This window comes from Microbacterium sp. SSM24 (assembly GCF_025989145.1).
In the GTDB taxonomy this organism is placed as follows: Bacteria; Actinomycetota; Actinomycetes; order Actinomycetales; family Microbacteriaceae; genus Microbacterium.
On sequence record NZ_JAPDNQ010000001.1, the window covers coordinates 1,082,254 to 1,101,276 of the forward strand.

General features: G+C 69.6%; 19 protein-coding genes. 5 read left to right on the plus strand and 14 right to left on the minus strand.

Annotated elements, in window-relative coordinates; genetic code table 11:
- Positions 1-8 precede the first annotated feature (8 nt).
- The gene (locus OL358_RS05055; protein ID WP_264708851.1) at positions 9-959 is read left to right on the plus strand and encodes an L-lactate dehydrogenase; all 951 of its coding nucleotides are present in this window, start codon (positions 9-11) and stop codon (positions 957-959) included.
- A gap of 175 nt (positions 960-1,134) precedes the next feature.
- Here the strand turns inward: OL358_RS05055 and OL358_RS05060 are convergent, their stop codons facing one another.
- On the minus strand, positions 1,135-1,590 hold the full coding sequence (locus OL358_RS05060) for an SRPBCC domain-containing protein (RefSeq protein WP_264708852.1): 456 nt from the start codon (positions 1,588-1,590) through the stop codon (positions 1,135-1,137).
- 58 nt (positions 1,591-1,648) lie between these two features.
- Between OL358_RS05060 and radA the strand changes: the two genes are divergently transcribed.
- Positions 1,649-3,019 carry a DNA repair protein RadA gene (radA, locus tag OL358_RS05065; RefSeq protein ID WP_264708853.1) on the plus strand — a complete coding sequence of 457 codons (1,371 nt, stop codon included), beginning with the start codon at positions 1,649-1,651 and terminating at the stop codon, positions 3,017-3,019.
- A 61-nt stretch (positions 3,020-3,080) separates the two neighbouring features.
- Here radA and OL358_RS05070 read toward each other — a convergent pair whose 3' ends face one another.
- The 7 genes from OL358_RS05070 to OL358_RS05100 form a co-directional block, all read right to left on the minus strand.
- Positions 3,081-3,452: a hypothetical protein gene (locus OL358_RS05070; RefSeq protein WP_264708854.1), complete on the minus strand. Its 372-nt coding sequence runs from the start codon at positions 3,450-3,452 to the stop codon at positions 3,081-3,083.
- 147 nt (positions 3,453-3,599) lie between these two features.
- Positions 3,600-4,001 carry a dehydrogenase gene (locus OL358_RS05075; RefSeq protein WP_264708855.1) on the minus strand — a complete coding sequence of 134 codons (402 nt, stop codon included), beginning with the start codon at positions 3,999-4,001 and terminating at the stop codon, positions 3,600-3,602.
- Between the two features lie 245 nt (positions 4,002-4,246).
- Positions 4,247-4,963 (minus strand): FadR/GntR family transcriptional regulator, encoded by a 717-nt coding sequence (locus OL358_RS05080; protein ID WP_264708856.1) that lies wholly within the window; start codon positions 4,961-4,963, stop codon positions 4,247-4,249.
- Between the two features lie 2 nt (positions 4,964-4,965).
- On the minus strand, positions 4,966-5,739 hold the full coding sequence (locus OL358_RS05085) for a 3-oxoacyl-ACP reductase (RefSeq protein WP_264708857.1): 774 nt from the start codon (positions 5,737-5,739) through the stop codon (positions 4,966-4,968).
- A gap of 61 nt (positions 5,740-5,800) precedes the next feature.
- Positions 5,801-7,165, minus strand: coding sequence for an aldehyde dehydrogenase family protein (locus tag OL358_RS05090; RefSeq protein WP_264708858.1), 1,365 nt, complete (start codon positions 7,163-7,165; stop codon positions 5,801-5,803).
- Positions 7,162-7,914: a gamma-glutamyl-gamma-aminobutyrate hydrolase family protein gene (locus OL358_RS05095; RefSeq protein ID WP_264708859.1), complete on the minus strand. Its 753-nt coding sequence runs from the start codon at positions 7,912-7,914 to the stop codon at positions 7,162-7,164. Before OL358_RS05095 ends, OL358_RS05090 begins: the two co-directional genes overlap by 4 nt.
- 1 nt (position 7,915) lies before the next feature.
- Positions 7,916-9,271 (minus strand): glutamine synthetase family protein, encoded by a 1,356-nt coding sequence (locus OL358_RS05100; RefSeq protein WP_264708860.1) that lies wholly within the window; start codon positions 9,269-9,271, stop codon positions 7,916-7,918.
- Between the two features lie 166 nt (positions 9,272-9,437).
- On the opposite strand from OL358_RS05100, the gene OL358_RS05105 reads away from it, so the two are divergent.
- Complete coding sequence (locus tag OL358_RS05105) at positions 9,438-10,991, plus strand: amino acid permease (protein WP_264708861.1); 1,554 nt, start codon at positions 9,438-9,440, stop codon at positions 10,989-10,991.
- Positions 10,992-11,652: 661 nt separating this feature from the next.
- On the opposite strand, the gene OL358_RS05110 is transcribed toward OL358_RS05105, so the two are convergent.
- From OL358_RS05110 to OL358_RS05125, 4 genes are all read right to left on the minus strand, one after another.
- Positions 11,653-12,354: a hypothetical protein gene (locus OL358_RS05110; protein WP_264708862.1), complete on the minus strand. Its 702-nt coding sequence runs from the start codon at positions 12,352-12,354 to the stop codon at positions 11,653-11,655.
- Between the two features lie 64 nt (positions 12,355-12,418).
- Positions 12,419-12,688: a hypothetical protein gene (locus tag OL358_RS05115; protein ID WP_264708863.1), complete on the minus strand. Its 270-nt coding sequence runs from the start codon at positions 12,686-12,688 to the stop codon at positions 12,419-12,421.
- Positions 12,685-13,191 (minus strand): amino-acid N-acetyltransferase, encoded by a 507-nt coding sequence (locus OL358_RS05120; protein WP_264708864.1) that lies wholly within the window; start codon positions 13,189-13,191, stop codon positions 12,685-12,687. The genes OL358_RS05115 and OL358_RS05120 overlap by 4 nt, the downstream gene beginning before the upstream one ends.
- A gap of 148 nt (positions 13,192-13,339) precedes the next feature.
- Positions 13,340-15,865: an ATP-dependent Clp protease ATP-binding subunit gene (locus OL358_RS05125; RefSeq protein ID WP_264708865.1), complete on the minus strand. Its 2,526-nt coding sequence runs from the start codon at positions 15,863-15,865 to the stop codon at positions 13,340-13,342.
- A 189-nt stretch (positions 15,866-16,054) separates the two neighbouring features.
- Here OL358_RS05125 and OL358_RS05130 point away from each other — a divergent pair, with 189 nt between their 5' ends.
- Both OL358_RS05130 and OL358_RS05135 read left to right on the plus strand, forming a co-directional pair.
- Complete coding sequence (locus OL358_RS05130) at positions 16,055-16,675, plus strand: hypothetical protein (RefSeq protein ID WP_264708866.1); 621 nt, start codon at positions 16,055-16,057, stop codon at positions 16,673-16,675.
- The gene (locus tag OL358_RS05135) at positions 16,672-16,902 is read left to right on the plus strand and encodes a helix-turn-helix domain-containing protein (protein ID WP_264708867.1); all 231 of its coding nucleotides are present in this window, start codon (positions 16,672-16,674) and stop codon (positions 16,900-16,902) included. Before OL358_RS05130 ends, OL358_RS05135 begins: the two co-directional genes overlap by 4 nt.
- A 117-nt stretch (positions 16,903-17,019) precedes the next feature.
- Here the strand turns inward: OL358_RS05135 and OL358_RS05140 are convergent, their stop codons facing one another.
- Both OL358_RS05140 and OL358_RS05145 read right to left on the minus strand, forming a co-directional pair.
- Entirely contained in the window at positions 17,020-17,988 is a 969-nt protein-coding gene (locus tag OL358_RS05140) for an endonuclease domain-containing protein (protein ID WP_264708868.1), read from the minus strand.
- 223 nt (positions 17,989-18,211) lie between these two features.
- Positions 18,212-18,940, minus strand: a complete 729-nt coding sequence (locus tag OL358_RS05145; RefSeq protein ID WP_264708869.1) for a hypothetical protein — start codon at positions 18,938-18,940, stop codon at positions 18,212-18,214.
- Positions 18,941-19,023: the final 83 nt, after the last annotated feature.

Here is a 19,023-nt window from a genome sequence, read left to right on the forward strand (position 1 = left end):
CTGGCGGCATGGCCGTCATCGAGAACTCGAAAGTCACCATCGTCGGCGCGGGGAGCGTCGGATCCAGCGCCGCATACGCGGCGTTGATCCGCGGCTCGGCGCGGCACGTCGCCCTCTACGACATCGCGACCGAGAAGGCCGAGGCCGAGGTGCTCGACCTCGCGCACGGCACGCAGTTCACCGGCACGAGCGACATCGTCGGCGGCAGCGACCTGTCGGTCGTCGAGGGCTCGCACGTGGTCGTGATCACCGCCGGCGCGAAGCAGAACCCCGGCCAGACGCGCATCGAGCTCGCCGGCGTCAACGCGGGGATCATGAAGAAGATGATGCCGCAGCTGCTGAGCGTCGCCCCCGACGCGATCTACGTCATCGTCACGAACCCGTGCGATGTGCTGACCGTGCTCGCGCAGGAGGAGACCGGCCTGCCCCCCGAGCGCATCTTCGCCTCGGGCACCGTGCTCGACACGTCGCGCCTGCGGTGGAAGCTCGCGGAGCGCGCCGGCGTCTCGACCTCGAGCGTTCACGCCTACATCGTGGGCGAGCACGGCGACACCGAGTTCCCGCTGTGGTCCGCCGCGACCATCGGGGCGGTGCCGATCCTGGAGTGGGTGACCCCTGCGGGCGACCGGATGACCGTCGAGGAGCTCGACCAGATCGCGATCGACGTGCGTGACGCCGCCTACAAGGTGATCCAGGGGAAGGGCGCGACGAACTACGCGATCGGGCTCTCGAGCGCCCGCATCATCGAGGCGATCCTGCGCGACGAGCGCGCGGTCATGCCGGTGTCGCCCGTGCTGCGGGACTTCCACGGCGTCGACGGCGTGGCGCTGTCGGTGCCGGCGGTGGTGAGCGCGGCGGGTGCGGTGCCGATCCGCGAGACGCCCTTCGCCGCGAACGAGCTCGAGCTCTTCCACCGTTCCGCCGACGCGCTGCGCGAGGTCGCCGACTCGCTGCGCTGAGGGTAGCTCGCGCCGGGCGTCGCATAACTCCTGCAGAATCGTCGGTCGCGCCGCCCGCCGGCCCCTTTCGTGGCCGTTTCGGCAGGAAGTGCAGGAGTTATGCGCCGCGCCGTCCCGGCAGGAAGTGCAGGAGTCATGCGCCGGGCCGTTCGGGATCGAACGATGGCCCGATGTCTCACCCGCCCTCGACGAGCCGCGCGAGGTTCGCGAGCGACGACGCCATGCCGGCCGCGTGGTCGCGAGGGTCGATGCCGGGCGGCACGTTCATCGCCTCGACGTCGACGTAGGTGCCGCCGTCGCCCTCGGTGAAGACCCACGTCATCGTCATCGTGCCCGAGTACGCGGGATCGTCCGAGGGGAAGTCGACCTCCTCGACGATCGCCTCCGGCGCCTCGACGCGCACGCGGCGCACCACCGCGAGGTCCTCGTCTGCGGATGCCTTGCCGCCCCCTGCCGGCGGCTCGAGGTAGCGCAGCACCATGCGGTAGCCGGTGCCGGCATCGAAGTGCTCGAACCGGCCCGACATGCCTGCGGGCGGCATCCATGCGAGCAGGAGCCCCGGATCGACGAACGCCCGGAAGACGTCGTCGGGCTCCGCCGCGATGAATCGGGATGCCGCGTCCACGCGCATGCCGTCAGGCTACGCCGCGCCGCAGGGCGATGTCGCGGGCTCGACGTACGCTGATCGCATGGCCGCCACCCGACGACCCACGCAGACCGCGCCGTACCGGTGCACCGAGTGCGGCTGGACGACGATCAAGTGGGTCGGCCGCTGCGGCGAGTGCCAGCAGTGGGGCACCGTGGTCGAGGCATCCGAGTCCACCGGACTGGTGCGGTCGGTCACCCCCGTCGCGCCCGGCGCAGGCCGTGCGGCCCGCCCCATCACCAGCATCGACACGACCGACGCCCCGCGACGCACGAGCGGGGTCGGCGAGTTCGACCGCGTGCTCGGCGGGGGTGTCGTGCCGGGTGCGGCGATCCTGCTGTCGGGCGAGCCGGGGGTCGGCAAGTCGACGCTCCTGCTCGAGGTCGCTGCGCAGTCGGCGAAGGCGGGGCGCCGCGTGCTCTACGCCTCGGCCGAGGAGTCCACGGCGCAGGTGCGACTGCGCGCCGAGCGCACCGGCGCGCTCCACGACGAGCTCTACCTCGCGAGCGAGACCGACCTGGCGACGATCCTCGGCCACGTCGACGAAGTGAAGCCCGATCTGCTGATCGTCGACTCCGTGCAGACGGTGGCGTCATCTCTGTCGGAGGGCATGGCGGGGCATCCGTCCCAGGTGCGCGAGGTCGCATCGACGCTCATCCGCGTCGCGAAGGACCGCGGGCTCCCCGTCATCATCGTCGGGCACGTCACGAAGGACGGGTCGATCGCCGGCCCGCGCATCCTCGAGCACCTGGTCGACGTCGTGTGCCACTTCGAAGGCGACCGGCAGACGTCGCTGCGGTTCGTCCGGGCGCTCAAGAACCGCTTCGGACCGACGGACGAGGTCGGATGCTTCGACATGACCGGCGCCGGCATCTCCGAAGTCCCCGATCCGAGCGCCCTGTTCCTCGGCCACGGCTCACCTGAGCCGGGCACGTGCGTGGCCATCGCGCTCGAGGGTCGTCGCGCGATGCCGGTCGAGGTGCAGGCGCTCACGATCGCCGCAACGAGCCCCAACCCGCGCCGTATCGTGAACGGGGTCGATGCGGCCCGCGTCGCGATGGTGCTGGCCGTGCTCGAGAAGCGCGGCGGCATCAAGACGAGCGACAAGGACGTGTACGTCTCGACCGTCGGTGGCGTGCGCTTCACCGAGCCGGCCGCCGACCTCGCGATCGCCATCGCCGTCGCGGGCGCGGTGAACAACGAGTCGACGCCCAAGACGCTCGCGGCCGTGGGCGAGCTGAGCCTGGCCGGCGAAGTGCGACCCGTGGCGCAGGCGTCGCAGCGTCGCTCCGAGGCCGCGCGTCTCGGCTACACCGACGTCATCGACAACCGCTCGGGCACGCTCCGGGGAGCGCTGGGCGATGTCCGCACGCGCATCCGTCCGGGCCGGGGCGACGACATCCCGGAGTTCTGAGGCCGGTTTCCCCGGTCCCGACGCACCCGGTCCGTCCGAGCACCGCTCGTACGCGGACTGGTCACCCCTCCGGGGGCGGAGCGGCACCCCACAGCACAGCGTCGGGGCAGCCGCCGGGGACGTACCAGTCCGCGCCGGCCTTCGGCGCCTCACCGCCCCCGATGTCGATGGCGTCGCCGTCCGACCAGTGGTGGCCGTACACGAGCTTTCCCGCCTCCATCCGGGCCGAGCCCACCGGGAAGACCGGCACATAGGCGGCATCCGGCGTCTCCACCCACACGCAGTCATCATCGATGTGCAGCGTGCCCGTGAGCAGCGCATCGTGCCACGCCTCCGCGCGGGGCTGCATCGCGAGCGGCCCCCCGGTCGGCACGCACCCCGCCAGCACGAGCGTCACGCCCGCGAGCACGGCGACGAGGAGAGCACGGCGCATGGCCCGAGCGTAGCGGCGGCCGCCGCACCGGTCTCGGAGGATCCGTCGATTCCCGGAGCTGTGGCGCCGATCTTCCGAGATTCGCGCGACGCTCGCGGGTCCACTGGTACCCGCGACGCCCGCCGATCGGCCGGCGCACACGCCGCCTCAGGCGTCGAGCGCGGCGATCAGGTCAGCGGGCGTCGCCTGTAGCGGATGCGGACCGGCGAGGTCGAAGAAGACGGTCGTGATCTCGTCTTCGTGCGCACCGAGGAACGAGCGCAGCCACGCCGGCGACTGCAGCGCGACACCCGGGGGAAGCGTCTCGGGCTTGTTGGCGGCGTCGCTGAAGAGCAGGAGCGCGATGTCGCCGTTGCGCGGATCGCGGTACGTCCACACCTCGCCCACGTCGAGCGGGTTGTCGCGCTGCCCGACGCGGACCAGCGGCACGACGGTCGGTCCGTGCCGCAGCGCGAACGCGACGGCGGCCATGTCCTGCGTCTGCAGGGCGTCCGCGAGCTGCGTGTTGCGGAACTCGAGCTCCTTCTTCGCGCGCTTCTTGCCGGCCATCGCTCCAGCGTAGACGTCTGCCGCGACCGTGCGCCGCAGCGTTCTCGCGAGCGCTGCACCGGCAGCCGCAGCGGTTGCAGAAGTCTGTCGAAACGCATGTGAATTCAGGCTCACTCGCCCCCCCGCGGCGTCCGCGGCCCCCAGGGCCTCCGCGATCGGCCCATCGGTATGTGAGCGCGAAGTCACATGCAAAATCGACAAGGTATCGACGGCAGGCACCGCCGGAACCGAGCAGCCCGCCCCCGTCAGAGCAGGAAGCCGCGCAGCAGGGCCTCCGACCCGGCCATATGGTCGAGGATCGCCGCTTCGGCGGCATCCGCTCGCCCTGCCAGGATCGCGGTGACGATGGACTCGTGCTGCGCGTTCGAGTGCTCTATGTTGCGCGGCAGCAGCGGGAAGGTGTCGAGCCACGCGTTCACCTGCGCGCGGTTCTCGGCGGCGAGCGCGACGAGCGACGGGATGCCGGCGACCTCGGCGATCGCAAGGTGCAGAAGCGTGTCGAGCCGGCGGTAGTCGGGCTCGGATGCCGCGGTCACGGCCTCGTATCGCGCCCACAGCTCGTCGCGCTGCGACGGATCGAGCGTCCGCGATGCGGCGGCGCGGGCGGCACCGGCTTCGAGCACGCGACGCAGTCCGAGGACGTCGGCGAGCTCGGCGGGGTCGACCTCTCCGGGATGCGGCGGCTGAGGCAGCGGATCCGCGACGAAGGTGCCTCCGTACCGTCCGCGGCGGCGCACGAGGTAGCCGGTGTCGGCGAGCTCGCGGATCGCCTCCCGCACTGTGTCTCGGCTGACCGCGTACAGGGTCGCCAGTTCGCGCTCGGGCGGCAGCGACTCCCCCGGTGCGACGACGCCGAGTCGGATCGTCTGCACGAGACGGGCGACGGTGTCTTCGAGCGCATTGCCCCCGCGCACCGGCCGGTACACGGCCCGGCGCACTTCCCGCAGCGACGTCTCGGTCATGGTCAGAGCGGGGTCACGTAGGCGTTGGTGATGCCACCGTCGACGACGAACGCGGTCGCGGTGATGAACGAGGCGTCGTCCGAGGCGAGGAACGCGACGGCGGCCGCCATCTCCTCGGGTTCGGCGAAGCGTCCGACCGGCACGTGCACGAGGCGTCGCTGCGCGCGCTCCGGGTCCTTCGCGAACAGCTCCTGCAACAGTGGCGTGTTGACCGGTCCGGGGCACAGTGCGTTGACGCGGATCCCCTGCCGCGCGAACTGCACGCCGAGCTCGCGCGTCATCGCGAGCACGCCGCCCTTGGAGGCCGTGTACGAGATCTGCGACGTCGCCGAACCGAGCAGCGCCACGAACGACGCCGTGTTGATGATCGAGCCCCTGCCCGCCGGGACCATGTGCCGCAGCGCCGCGCGCGAGCAGAGGTAGACGCTCTTGAGATTCACGTCCTGCACGCGGTCCCACGCCGGCAGTTCGGTCGTCTCGATCGAGTCGTCGTCGGCGGGCGAGATCCCGGCGTTGTTGAAGGCGATGTCGACGCTGCCGAGGTCCGCGGCGACGCCATCGAAGAGCGCGTCGACGGATGCCTCGTCCGCCACGTTCACGTGACGGTAGACGCCGCCCACCTCAGCGGCGGCCGCCTCGCCGCTGGTCGGGTCGAGGTCGGCGATCACCACGCGAGCACCCTCGGCGGCGAACCGGCGCGCGGTCGCCAGGCCGATGCCCGATGCTCCTCCGGTGATGATGGCGACCCGGTCCTTCAGGCGCTGCGTCAGATCCATGCTGTGATTCCTTTCTGGTGCATGTCCCGAATCCGGTCGGCGGACGTGTGAGCAGGCGCGCTCACGAGGCATCCGTCGCGAAGAAGACGTTCTTGGTCTCGGTGAAGTGCTCGGCGGCATCGGGCCCGAGCTCGCGGCCGAGGCCGGAGGCCTTCATGCCGCCGAACGGGGTCCAGTAGCGCACGGACGAGTGCGAGTTGACCGACAGCACACCGCTCTTCACGGCACGCGAGACGCGCATCGCGCGGCCGAGGTTCTCGGTCCAGATCGAGCCCGCGAGTCCGTAGACGGTGTCGTTGGCGAGTCGGATGCCGTCCTCCTCGTCGTCGAACGGCAGCACCGCCACGACGGGGCCGAATATCTCGTCCTGCGCGATGCGGTCGCCCGGCTCAGCGAGCACCACGGCGGGCGCGAACCAGAAGCCGTCACCCTCGGGCGCCGTGCCGCGGAATGCCACGTCGGCACCGTCGAGGAACCCTGCGACGGTGTCGCGGTGCGCCGCCGAGATCAGCGGACCCATCTGGGTCGTCTCGAGCGTGGGCTCGCCCACGCGCCAGTCCCGCACGGCGGGCTCGAGCAGTTCGAGGAACCGGTCGTACACCGACCGCTGCACGAGGATGCGGCTGCGGGCGCAGCAGTCCTGCCCCGCATTGTCGAACACGGCACCCGGCGCAGCGGCGGCGGCCTTCTCGAGGTCGGCGTCGTCGAACACGATGTTCGCGCTCTTGCCGCCGAGCTCGAGCGTGACCGGCTTCAGCCCGCGCGCGCAGCCTGCGGCGACCTCGACCCCGACCTCGGTCGACCCGGTGAACACGACCTTGCGCACGTCCGGGTGCTCGACGAAGCGCTGCCCGACGACCGAACCCGATCCGGTCACCACGGCGAACAGACCTTCGGGGAGTCCCGCCTCGACGGCGAGTTCACCGATCCGCACCGCCGTCAGCGGCGTGAGCTCGGCGGGCTTCAGCACGACGGCGTTGCCCGCGGCGAGCGCCGGCGCGAAGCCCCACGACGCGATCGTCATGGGGAAGTTCCACGGCACGATGATCCCGACGACGCCGTACGGCTCGTGGAACGTCACGTCCAGCCCGCCCGCGACCGGGATCTGCTGCCCGCTCAGGCGCTCAGGCGCACCGGCGTAGAAGTTCAGCACCTGCGCGACGTGCGAAGCCTCCCACCGCGCAGACTCGATCGGATGCCCCGAGTTGAGCACCTCCAGCTGCGCGAGCTCCTCGACATGGTCCTCGACCACGCGGGCGAACCGGCGCAGCGCATCGGCGCGGACGAGGGGAGCGGCGCCGGCCCAGGCACGCTGCACCTCGACGGCACGGGCGATGACGGCATCCACCTCCGAGGCCGTCGCGCGCGGCATGTCCCGGAATCCGCGACCCGTCGACGGGTCGGTCAGGGTGAACGTCGCACTCATGCGTGCACCTCGCTGCGGTGACGGGCGGCCCGGAACGCGGATGCCTCGCCCACGATTCCCGCGAAGAGGCGGCGGTCCTCGGCGTTCTCCTCGGGGTGCCACTGCACGCCCACGAGGTACTGCTCGCCGTCGGACTCGAACGCCTGCACCAGTCCGTCGTCGGTGCGCGCGCTCACGACGAGGCCGTCGCCGAGCCGGTCGATGCCCTGATGGTGGTAGCTGTACACGTCCAGCGCGCCAGCTCCGACGAGGGCCGCGAGTCGCGAATCGTCGTCGACGGTGACCTCGTTCGTCGCGAAGACGCCGCCGCCGATGCGGTACCGCTCGGTGCCGAGCGCGTCGGGCAGGTGCTGGTGCAGCGTCCCGCCCTTGGCCACGTTCACGAGCTGCAATCCGCGGCAGATGGCGAGCACCGGCATCCGTCGCTCTTCTGCCCCTCGGAACAGCGCGAGCTCCCACGCGTCCCGGTCGGGACGTGCGGGATCGGTGAGCGGATGCCGCTGCGCGCCGTACAGCTCGGGCTGCACGTCGAGCCCGCCGGTCAGGATGAGTCCGTCGAGGCCTTCGAGCACGGCCGGGGCGGCGGCATCCGCCTCCGGCTGCGGCGGGAGCAGCACGGCGATGCCGCCCGACGCCGTCACGGCATCGAAGTACTGCTGCGGCAGGAACGCCGCACGGACGTCCCACACCCCCTGCTTCGCCTGCTCGAGGTAGGTCGTCAGGCCGATGACCGGCCTCCCGCCACGCATACTAGAGCCGCTCAAAACCGCGCACCCTCTCCCAATCGGTCACGGCGGCGTCGTAGGCCTCGACCTCGATGCGCGCCTGGTTCAGATAGTGGTCGACGACGTCGTCGCCGAACGCGGCGCGCGCGATCGCGGACTGGTCGAAGAGGAGCGCCGCCTCGCGCAGGGTGGTCGGCAGGTGGTCGACCTCCGACGAATACGCGTTGCCCGCGAGCGGGTCCGGCATCGGCAGCTCGTTCTCGACGCCGTAGAGTCCGCCCGCGATGATGGCCGCCGTGGCCAGATACGGATTCACGTCGCCGCCCGGCACCCGGTTCTCGGGGCGCAGCGAGTGCCCGTGACCGATCACGCGCAGCGCACAGGTCCGGTTGTCGAGACCCCAGGCCACTCCGGTCGGCGCGAACGAGCCCTTCGCGTAGCGCTTGTAGGAGTTGATCGTCGGCGCATAGAGCAGCGTGAACTCGCGCAGGGTGGCGAGGATGCCCGCGATCCAGTGCTCCATGAAGGGGCTGAACCCGTGGGCGCCGTCGCCCGCCATGACCGGTGAGCCGTCCTCGCCGCGCACCGACAGGTGGATGTGACAGCTGTTCCCCTCGCGCTCGTTGAACTTCGACATGAACGTGATCGACTTGCCGTGGGCGTCGGCGATCGCCTTCGCGCCGCTCTTGTAGATCGTGTGCTGGTCGGCCGTCTCGAGCACCTCCGCGTAACGGAAGGCGATCTCCTGCTGACCGAGGTTGCACTCCCCCTTCACGCCCTCGGTGTAAAGGCCCGCGCCGTCCATGCTGAGGCGGATGTCGCGCAGCAGCGGCTCGAGGCGACCCGACGCGAGCAGGTCGTAGTCGACGTTGTAGTCGGTCGACGGCGTGAGGTCGCGGTAGCCCTTGGCCCAGGCATCCCGGTACGTGTCGTCGAAGACGATGAACTCCAGCTCCGTGCCCGAGTAGGCGACGAGCCCGCGGTCGGCGAGGCGCGTCCGCTGCTGCTTCAGGATGTCGCGCGGCGACTGCACGACCGGGTCGCCGTTCTCCCACCCGAGGTCCGCCATGATCAGCGCGCTGCCGGGGACCCACGGCACGCGGCGGAGCGTCGTCGGGTCGGACAGGAGCACCATGTCGCCGTAGCCCTTCTCCCAGCTCGACATGGCGTAGCCGTCGACCGTGTTCATGTCGACGTCGACCGAGAGGAGGTAGTTGCACGCCTCGGCCCCGTGGTCGCGCACCTCCTCCTGGAAGAGCCGCGCCGAGACGCGCTTGCCGACGAGCCGGCCCTGGGCATCGGCGAAGGCGACGATGACGGTGTCGATCTCGCCGGCAGCGATCGCGGCATCCAGTTGCGCAAAGGTGAGATTTCCCGGCATGCGTGCATCCTCCTGACCGGCGCGGCGCGAGCGCGGTCGGACCGACCACGCTCCGCTCCACTGTAACGAGAATTTCTCACCCAAAGGTAGACACAGCCCACCAATAAGCGCCACAATCATGCGCAAGACGCACCCCCCGCGTCCCACCCGAGTGCACGGAGGATCGATGTCGCAATCGAGCGAGAGTTCCGCGAAGGTCGCCGGCGCGACCTATACGCGAGCCGGTCAGGAGTACTTCCAGAAGCGGACGCTGAAGCGATCGGCCGGCGTGTGGGGATTGTGGGGACTCGCCGTCGCCGCCGTCATCTCCGGCGACTTCTCGGGCTGGAACTTCGGCATCGGGTTCGCCGGCTTCGGAGGGATGCTGATCGCCTTCGCGATCCTCGTGGTCATGTACTACGGCATGATCTTCTCGATCGGCGAGATGGCAGCCGCCATGCCGCACACCGGGGGCGCCTACTCGTTCGCCCGGTCGGCCATGGGTCCATGGGGCGGCCTCATCACCGGTGCCGCGGAGACGATCGAGTACGTGGCCACCACGGCGGTGATCGTGTTCTTCTCCGCCCAGTACGTCAACGGCATCCTCGATCCGCTGCTGGGCGTCACGCTTCCCGGGTGGGTGCTGTACATCATCCTGTACCTCGTGTTCATCGGCCTGAACGCCGCCGGAGCCGCCATCTCGTTCAAGTTCGCGATCGTGGTCTCGATCATCTCGATCGGCATCCTGCTCGTCTTCAGCGCGATGGCGCTGTTCTCCCCCGCGCTCGACTGGAGCTCGCTGTGGAACATCCCCGCCGATCCCGGCTGGAACGAATTCCTGCCCCACGGCGTGCTCCCGATCCTCTTCGCCCTGCCGTTCGCGATGTGGTTCTTCCTCGGCATCGAGGAGCTGCCGCTCGCCGCGGAGGAGTCGCACGACCCGGTGCGCGACATCCCGCGCGCCGGCTTCTGGGCACGCGGCACGCTCATCGTCACGGGACTCCTCGTGCTGTTCTTCAACACCGCACTCCTCGGCGCGGAGGAGACCGGCGCCGCCACGCAGGGCGAGCCGCTCCTCAACGGGTTCCGCGCGATGGTCGGCGACCAGGCGGCCGCGGTGCTCGCGCTGTTCGCGCTCATCGGTCTGCTCGCGTCGCTGCAGGGGATCATGTTCGCGTACGGACGCAACATGTACTCACTGTCCCGCGCCGGCTACTACCCGCGGTTCCTGTCCCTGACGGGCAAGCGGCAGACCCCGTGGGTGGCCCTGGTCGTGGGTGCGGTGATCGGCTTCCTCGCGCTCGTTGTGCTCGACGTGCTCGCCGGCCTCAACGAGGACGCGAGCGCCCTCGCCGGTGCGATCGTCCTCAACATCGCGGTCTGGGGCGCGGTGCTCGCCTACTTCCTGCAGATGGTGTCGTTCGTCATCCTGCGGAGGAAGTTCCCCGACGCCAAGCGTCCGTACCGCAGCCGCTGGGGCATCCCGGGTGCAGTGATCGCGGCGGCGATCTCCGCGCTCATCTTCCTCGGGTTCCTGCTGAACCCGACCTTCCAGCCGGCCATCATCGCGATCGGCGTCGTGTACGCGATCATCCTGATCGGGTTCGCCGTGTTCTTCCGCCACCGCCTCGTCCTCTCGCCGGAAGAGGAGTACGCGATCTCGGGCGGCGAGCACCGCGATCCGCAGGCTGAGGGATACGACGCCATGGAGTCCGACGTGTTCGGCGGCGACAAGCCCTAGCAAGGGGGCCCAGCGGGGTCGGGGCGGTCCGGGGGGACGCTTCGGCCCCGCACTCTTGTGCGGGCGCGAGTGCATCGGCTCCGGTCGATCTGCCCAGGTCCGGATGCCGCCCGCCGACCCCTCCGCTGGGCAGGCGAAATCCGCTCCACAGGACGAATCGGCGCAGAAGCATCCTGCAGGGAGGATTTCTCCTGCAGAGCGTCGCGGGCGTCAAGCGGCCCCCTCGTGTGGTGATGACATCAACCGACTCGAGAGGGCCCTCTGCTCCCATAAGGCCCGACTGCTCGTAGGGGATCGAGACTGCTGCTGGGGACAGCCGCCAAACCCGAAGAGGGAGCTGACTTCAGAGTACGCCCGAGCGTATCTACGGTTCTGTCCCCCGTTTGGGGGACAGCTTTGCAAGAACCTGCGGCAATCCTGAGCAATTTGTCCACCAAAGTGGGGACAGACAAGTCAGGAGTTGGAACGTAACGTTGTACGCGAGGTGTCCCCAGCACCTCAGAGAGTGGTGTCCCCAGCACCTTCTCAAGCATTGTCGAAGATCAGCGCCTTGGGGGCGCAGTCTTACATCGACGATGGCAGGCCCCCGGGAGTCCCCAACCCCGGGGGCCTTTTCCGTGCCCGGAGTTCGTGGCCGGGGAATCTGCCCCGCCTCGCGGCGTCAGTACAGCAGGAACTGCGTCGTCTGCGCGGACTCGATCCCGCCGATCGACACCGACAGGTGGTACGACGCTCCCCCGCCCGCGGCGCGCGGTCGCGAGTCATCTCCGCAGGTCGCGACAGCCGAACGCGTGCGATCCCATATCAGCGGGGCGGCACTCGAGACGGTCTGGCCCGCCTCGAGCGTCACGATCATGTCGCTGGGCTTGCTCTGACAGTCGGTGGAGCGCCACCACGTGTCGCTGCCGCTCGTCACCGTGTAGACCTGGCTGCTCGTGCCGACATTGAGCGTGCAGTCCGAGCCGCCGTTGTTCGTCAGCCGGATCGTGAAGGCGGGTTGCTGGTCCGACGCGTACGAGGTCTTGTCGGTGACCGCCTCGACGGTCACATCGCTCGCCGAGCACGCCGCGACGGTCGTGCCCGGGGTACCCGAGGGGCTCGGGGTGGCACCGTCGTCCGCCGAAGCGTCGCCGGTCGGCGTGGCGCCGGGTGTTGCGCCGGGTGTCGGGACCGGGAGCGTCGAGGTGGCCGGCGTCTGCGACACCTCGGGCGCGGAGGATTCGGATGCCGCGCCCCGCCAGGGCTGCGCCACGAGAAGCCACACGACCACGGCCACCGCCACGAGGAGGGCGATGAGCAGGAGCAGACGCCGGCGCCGATACACCGCCGGGGACTGCCGCCTGCGGGGGGACGAGCCGGTCATGCTTCCAGGGTAGGTTGCGGCATCCGTCCCGCCCGCCCGGCGCGCCCGCCCGCTCGACCTCCGGCTATGCGATGGCCAGGACGATGACGAATTCGAGGACTCCCGAAACCATTGCCAGGGCGATCACGGACAGCACCGGCATCGCCAGCACCCAGGCGGGCGACATCCGCATCAGCCAGATCGCGAACGCCAGGAGCCCGAGCCACGCGAGCGCCAGGATGATCAGGCACCACGGGGGAAGCATGTTCGCCGCACTGACGTAGAGCGGCACGGTCGCGAGGAACGCGATCAGACCGAGGGAACCGAAGACGTACGACCAGACCCCCGGCCTCACTCGAGGACCTTCAGCATGCGGGTGTTGCCGAGCGTGTTCGGCTTCACGTGTGCGAGGTCGAGGAACTCGGCCACGCCCTCGTCCGGGGAGCGGATCAGCTGCGAGTAGACGTCGGGATCGACGACCTGTTCTCCGATTGGCGAGAACCCTCTGCGGGTGAAGAACTCGACCTCGAACGTGAGGCAGAACAGGCGGGTGAGACCGAGACGACGCGCGTTCTCTTCGAGGGTCTCGACGATGCCGCGGCCGACGCCGTGGTGCAGCCATTCGTCGACGACGATGAGCGTGCGGATCTCGCCGAGGTCCTCCCACATGACGTGGAGCGCGCCGCACCCGACGAGCTCGCCGTCGGCATTCTCGGCGACGACGAACTGCTGCGTCGCCTCGAACAGCACGACGAGGTCCTTGCCGAGCAGGATGCGCCGCTGCACGAACGGCTCCAGCATCGCCTGGATGCCGCGCACATCGCGCGTCGTCGCCGGCCGCACCGTGAACTCGCTCATCCGTCCAGGGTAGGGCCCCAACCGAGTCGCCAAGACACGCCGGACGGGAAGCACGCGCAGCGGCGTGTCTTGGCGACTCGGTGCGTGTGCACCCGGAAACGACGAAGACCGGATGCCGCGCGGCATCCGGTCTTCGATCGTTGGGTCGTTACGCGTTCGCCGCGAGGTCGGGCGTCGCGGTGATCTCGCCGCCGTGGACGACGCCCACCGCGACCTTCTCGCCGCGCGGGCCGTGCTCGAACGCGAACTCGCCGTTCTCGACATCGACCTTCACGTGGTCGCCGGGGTTGAGCTCGCCGTGCAGGATCTTCTCCGACAGGCGGTCCTCGACCTCGCGCTGCATGGCACGACGCAGCGGCCGGGCGCCGAGCGCCGGGTCGAACCCGATGTCGATGAGCTTGTCCTTCGCGGCATCCGACAGCTCCACCGTCATGTCGCGGTCGAGCAGACGCTCACCGAGGCGCTTGGTGAACAGACCCACGATCTGGCGCAGCTCGTCCTTGTCGAGCTGCGGGAAGACGATGATGTCGTCGACGCGGTTCAGGAACTCGGGCTTGAAGTTGCGCTTGAGCTCTTCGTTGACCTTGCCCTTCATGCGCTCGTACGTCGTGCCGCTGTTGCCCTCGACCTGGAAGCCCACGGGGCCGCCGGCGATCGCCGACGAACCGAGGTTCGTCGTCATGATGATCACCGTGTTCTTGAAGTCGATGACGCGACCCTGACCGTCGGTCAGGCGACCCTCTTCGAGGATCTGCAGCAGCGAGTTGAAGATGTCGGGGTGCGCCTTCTCGATCTCGTCGAAGAGCACGACCGAGAACGGCTTGCGCCGCACCTTCTCGGTGAGCTGGCCGCCCTCTTCGAATCCGACGAATCCGGGAGGGGCGCCGAACAGACGCGAGACGGTGTGCTTCTCACCGAACTCCGACATGTCGAGCGAGATGAGCGCGTGCTCGTCGTCGAAGAGGAACTCGGCGAGCGCCTTGGCCAGCTCGGTCTTTCCGACGCCGGTCGGGCCGGCGAAGATGAACGAGCCGGAGGGGCGCTTGGGGTCCTTGAGGCCTGCACGCTGACGGCGGATCGTCTTCGAGAGGGCGGCGATCGCCTCTTCCTGGCCGATGACGCGCTGGTGCAGCGCCTTCTCCATGAAGACGAGCCGGCTGGACTCCTCCTCGGTGAGCTTGAACACCGGGATGCCGGTGGCCTGGGCCAGGACCTCGGCGATCAGGCCCTCGTCGACCACGGCGTGGGTGGCGACGTCGCCGGAGCGCCACTGCTTCTCGAGACGCAGCCGCTCGGCGAGGAGGGACTTCTCCTCGTCGCGCAGGGATGCGGCCTTCTCGAAGTCCTGCTCCTCGGAGGCGACTTCCTTCTGCTCGCGCACGCTGGCGATCTTCTCGTCGAACTCGCGCAGCTCGGGCGGGCTCGACAGGATCGACAGACGCAGGCGGGCGCCGGCCTCGTCGATCAGGTCGATCGCCTTGTCGGGCAGGAAGCGGTCGGAGATGTAGCGGTCGGCGAGGTTCGCGGCGGCGACGATGGCGCCGTCGGTGATCTGCACCTTGTGGTGCGCCTCGTAGCGGTCGCGCAGCCCCTTCAGGATGTTGATCGCGTGGGGCAGGCTCGGCTCCGCGACCTGGATCGGCTGGAAGCGGCGCTCGAGCGCAGCATCCTTCTCGAAGTGCTTGCGGTACTCGTCGAGCGTCGTCGCACCGATCGTCTGCAGCTCGCCGCGAGCGAGCAGCGGCTTGAGGATGGATGCCGCGTCGATGGCTCCCTCGGCAGCACCCGCACCCACCAGGGTGTGGATCTCGTCGATGAAGACGATGATGTCGCCGCGCGTGCGGATCTCCTTGGTGACCTTCTTGAGGCGCTCCTCGAAGTCTCCGCGGTAGCGGGAGCCGGCGATGAGCGAACCGAGGTCGAGCGAGTAGAGCTGCTTGTCCTTCAGCGTCTCGGGCACATCGCCCTTGACGATGGCCTGCGCGAGCCCCTCGACGACGGCGGTCTTGCCGACACCGGGCTCGCCGATGAGGACGGGGTTGTTCTTGGAGCGGCGAGACAGGATCTGCATGACCCGCTCGATCTCCTTCTCGCGCCCGATCACCGGGTCGAGCTTGTTGTCGCGCGCGGCCTGCGTCAGGTTGCGGCCGAACTGGTCGAGCACCTGCGACCCGCCCTGGGTGGTGCCCTGGGTCTGCTCGCCGGCGCCGCTGGCGACACCCGCGGGCTCCTTGCCCTGGTAGCCCGAGAGCAGCTGGATGACCTGCTGGCGCACCTTGTTGAGGTCGGCGCCGAGCTTGACCAGCACCTGGGCGGCGACGCCCTCGCCCTCACGGATGAGACCGAGGAGGATGTGCTCGGTGCCGATGTAGTTGTGGCCGAGCTGCAGCGCCTCGCGCAGGGACAGCTCGAGCACCTTCTTGGCACGCGGAGTGAAGGGGATGTGGCCGGTCGGCTGCTGCTGACCCTGCCCGATGATGTCCTGCACCTGCTCGCGCACGGCGTCGAGCGAGATGCCCAGGCTCTCGAGGGCCTTGGCTGCGACACCCTCGCCCTCGTGGATGAGACCGAGCAGGATGTGCTCCGTGCCGATGTAGTTGTGGTTGAGCATCTTCGCCTCTTCCTGGGCGAGGACGACCACACGACGGGCACGATCGGTGAATCTCTCGAACATCGTTCACTCCTCCGGGGCGCCTCGGGTCCGTTCACCCATTGCGCCTTACAACGAGGGTAACGACGCGACGATGGCCGCATGCCCGTGTTCGCCAGGGGCATAGTGCGACGGATGCTTGCGCTGCGGCATCCGCTCGGTTTATCGTTTTTCGATAACAACGTTTATCGATATGCAGCGAAGGAGTCGCACATGATCGTCCACCCCGTCGATGCCCTCCCCTCCCACGCCGACCGCATCACGATGCGGGTGATCGGCGGACTCGTGGTCGCGATGGCCCTCGCGCTGGCAGTGGGTCAGGCGGTCCTCGCCGCGAACTTCATCTGGGCGGAGTCCGTCACGCTCTCGCTCCTCGCCGACGCCCCGCTCCCGGCGGCAGGCGAGGGCGTCAGCGTGGCGTCGATCGAGACGGTCACGATCACGACCGACGCGCTGACCGGGGTCCCGCGCGGCCTCTTCGCCAGCGCGGCCGTGCTGCTCGGCATCACCGCGCTGATCGTCGGTCTCGCGTTGGCGTGGCTCGTGCTCGCCGCCGCGAGCGGGCGTCCTTTCGGTCCTGCGCTCTTCCGGTTCAGTCTCGTCGCGGGGCTCGCGCTCGTCCTCGGGCCGCTGCTGGCGACGGCGCTGAGCGGATTCGCCTCGATGCAGGCGGCGATCGAGCTGGGCGATGCCGTCGACGGGATCCTGCTGGTCGGATTCGGCGTGACGTCGTGGGGCTTCGCGATCCCGATCGTCGGCCTCGGCGTCGTCGCTCTCGCGTTTCTGTTCCGTCGCATGGAGGCTCTGCAGCGCGAGACGGCGGGCCTGGTATGACCCCCGCGGAGGACGAAGGTCCGTCCGGGGTCCACTGCCGCCTCGACGAGCTGCTCGAGGATCGCGGCATGACGCTCACGCGCCTGTCGGAGCTCGTCGGCGTGTCCGTGGTGAACCTGTCGATCCTCAAGAACGACCGCGCCCGCGCCATCCGCTACTCGACGCTGTCGGCGATCTGCCGCGCGCTGGACTGCGAGATCGGCGACCTGCTCACCCGCGCCGACTGACCCCGCTCGCCCCTCGCCCCTCGCCCCTCGCCCCCTCGGCCCGCTCGACGATCCGCAGTCACAACACGCCGGTGGTGGGAGCGGGCGCGCGCCGAAAGTGACTGCGGACGGATCGCGTCACCGGGTGAGAGCGCGACGCACGCGACGGACGAACTCCGCGCGGCCGTCGAAGACGTCGGTCTTCGTGATGCGCACGACGAACCAGCCCATCGCCGCGAGAGTCTCATAGCGCCGGATGTCACGGGACCACTGCCGCGGATCGGTCAGATGGTGCTCTCCCTCGTACTCCATCGCGACGCGCTGCTCAGGGTAGGCGAGGTCGACGCACGCGACGACGGCGCCCGTCCGGTCACGGATCATGTGATTGAGCTCCGGCTCGGGCAGGCCCGCATCCACGAGAATGAGACGTGAACGCGTCTCCATGCGGGACGCCGAGCGTGTCCGGATCCTCTCGCACGCGCGGCGGAGCGCAGGGCCGCCCACCCGCCGCGCCGCATCCATCGCTTCGCGGAGGTCGGGGAGCGTCGCGAGGGGCGGGGGATCGTTCGCGAACATCTGCTCTCGAACGAGGGCATCGCCGAGCGCGACCAGGTCGTACGGGTCCCGGACGTGGCTCCCCAGCAGCGCCCACGTGCTCGCCGGCGACGTGACCCGCACCCCGAGAACCGGGTGCGAGACGACCCGGAGGCCGTCTGGCCGCACCTGGTGCCCCTTCACCCCGACGTGGCGCGGGTGCCGAAGCGGAGCGTAGACGCCGATGTCCAGATCACGGGGACCACGCCCGTGATCCACGAGCAACGAAGCGGGCACTGGAAGACCCCACAGCACCGCAGCGGTCAGGTGGCTGAAGAACTGGTTCGCCGGCAGAGTCGGCCCGATCGCAACCGCTCGAGCCCGCACGACGCCCTCCGTCGTGCCCGCCGCGAGATCGACTCCGGCGAGCGCAGCGTCCTTCGTGACGCGGGCCCCCCGGTACGGCGCGATCAGATCGCTCGCTCGCAGGCGCGACGGCGAGACGCCGGCGGCCCGCGCACCGCCCACGCTGAAAACCGGCCCGAGGTTCGGGGGAAGCGGGTCGCGCGGCATCCCTCGACCCTGACTCCACCCGCGACCATGCTCAGGTGCGCGCAACAATCTGTGCACAGCGAGCTCCATCGCCGCCGGTGTGGAGAACCCCGCACACGCAGGTCCGCAGTCAGGACACGCCGATTCGCCGACGCAGAACACGCGGAAGGTGACTGCGGAACACAGAGGGGCGCGGGGCGCGAGGGACGGATGCCTCGGGGGCGAGGCATCCGTCAGCTCGGCGTCAGTTGGGGTAGATCGGGATCCGGATGTTGTCGAACTCGGCGCCCGTGAGGATCGCGAAGACCTCTGCGTCTTCGTCCTCGACCTCGAGCACGGCCGCGACGGTGCCGCGCGGTGCCATGTCCATCGTGCAGACCTGGTCGGCCGGGGGCGTCGCGAAGGTCACCGTGATCTCGGTGGCGCTCGTGGCCTCGGTGTTCTCGACCACGGGGACGCACGACGACGATCCCCACGTGAGGATCACGAACTGGCCGTCGACGTCGGTCCAGCCGGCGCTCGGCAGGTAGTCGGTCTCGCCTCCGACGGCCAGGCCGGGAACGCCCTCGAGATCGGTGTCGCCGCTCCAGCCGTCACCGGTCACCTCGATCTCGACGCCCGCCGCAGGGTCGACACCCTCGGGCGTCGCCACGAGCGAGACGCGCGGGACGAGGTCGCGTGTGCAGGCGGTGTCACCCTCGGCCTCGGTGAGCGTCACCGTCAAGACGTCGTTCGCGTAGGTCGCCTCCGCCGTGGGGATGCACGTCGAGCTGCCCTGCGTGACGATGCCGATCATGCGACCGCCGTCGAGCCACGCGGCGCCGACCTCCTGCGACTCGCCGCCGTCGTCGTCGGACGGCGTTCCCGCCGTCGTCGGGGTGCCGCCGCTGCCGGTGGCGCACGCGGTGAGGACACCGGTGAGAAGAACAGCCAGACCGAGTCCGGCGAGGGTGGTGCGGGTGCGAGGTGCCATGGGAGACCCTTCTGTGAACGGGGCGGACGCCGAGGCCGCGGCATCCGTCGTCACTATGGTGTCCCCATCCCCCCGGGAATCTC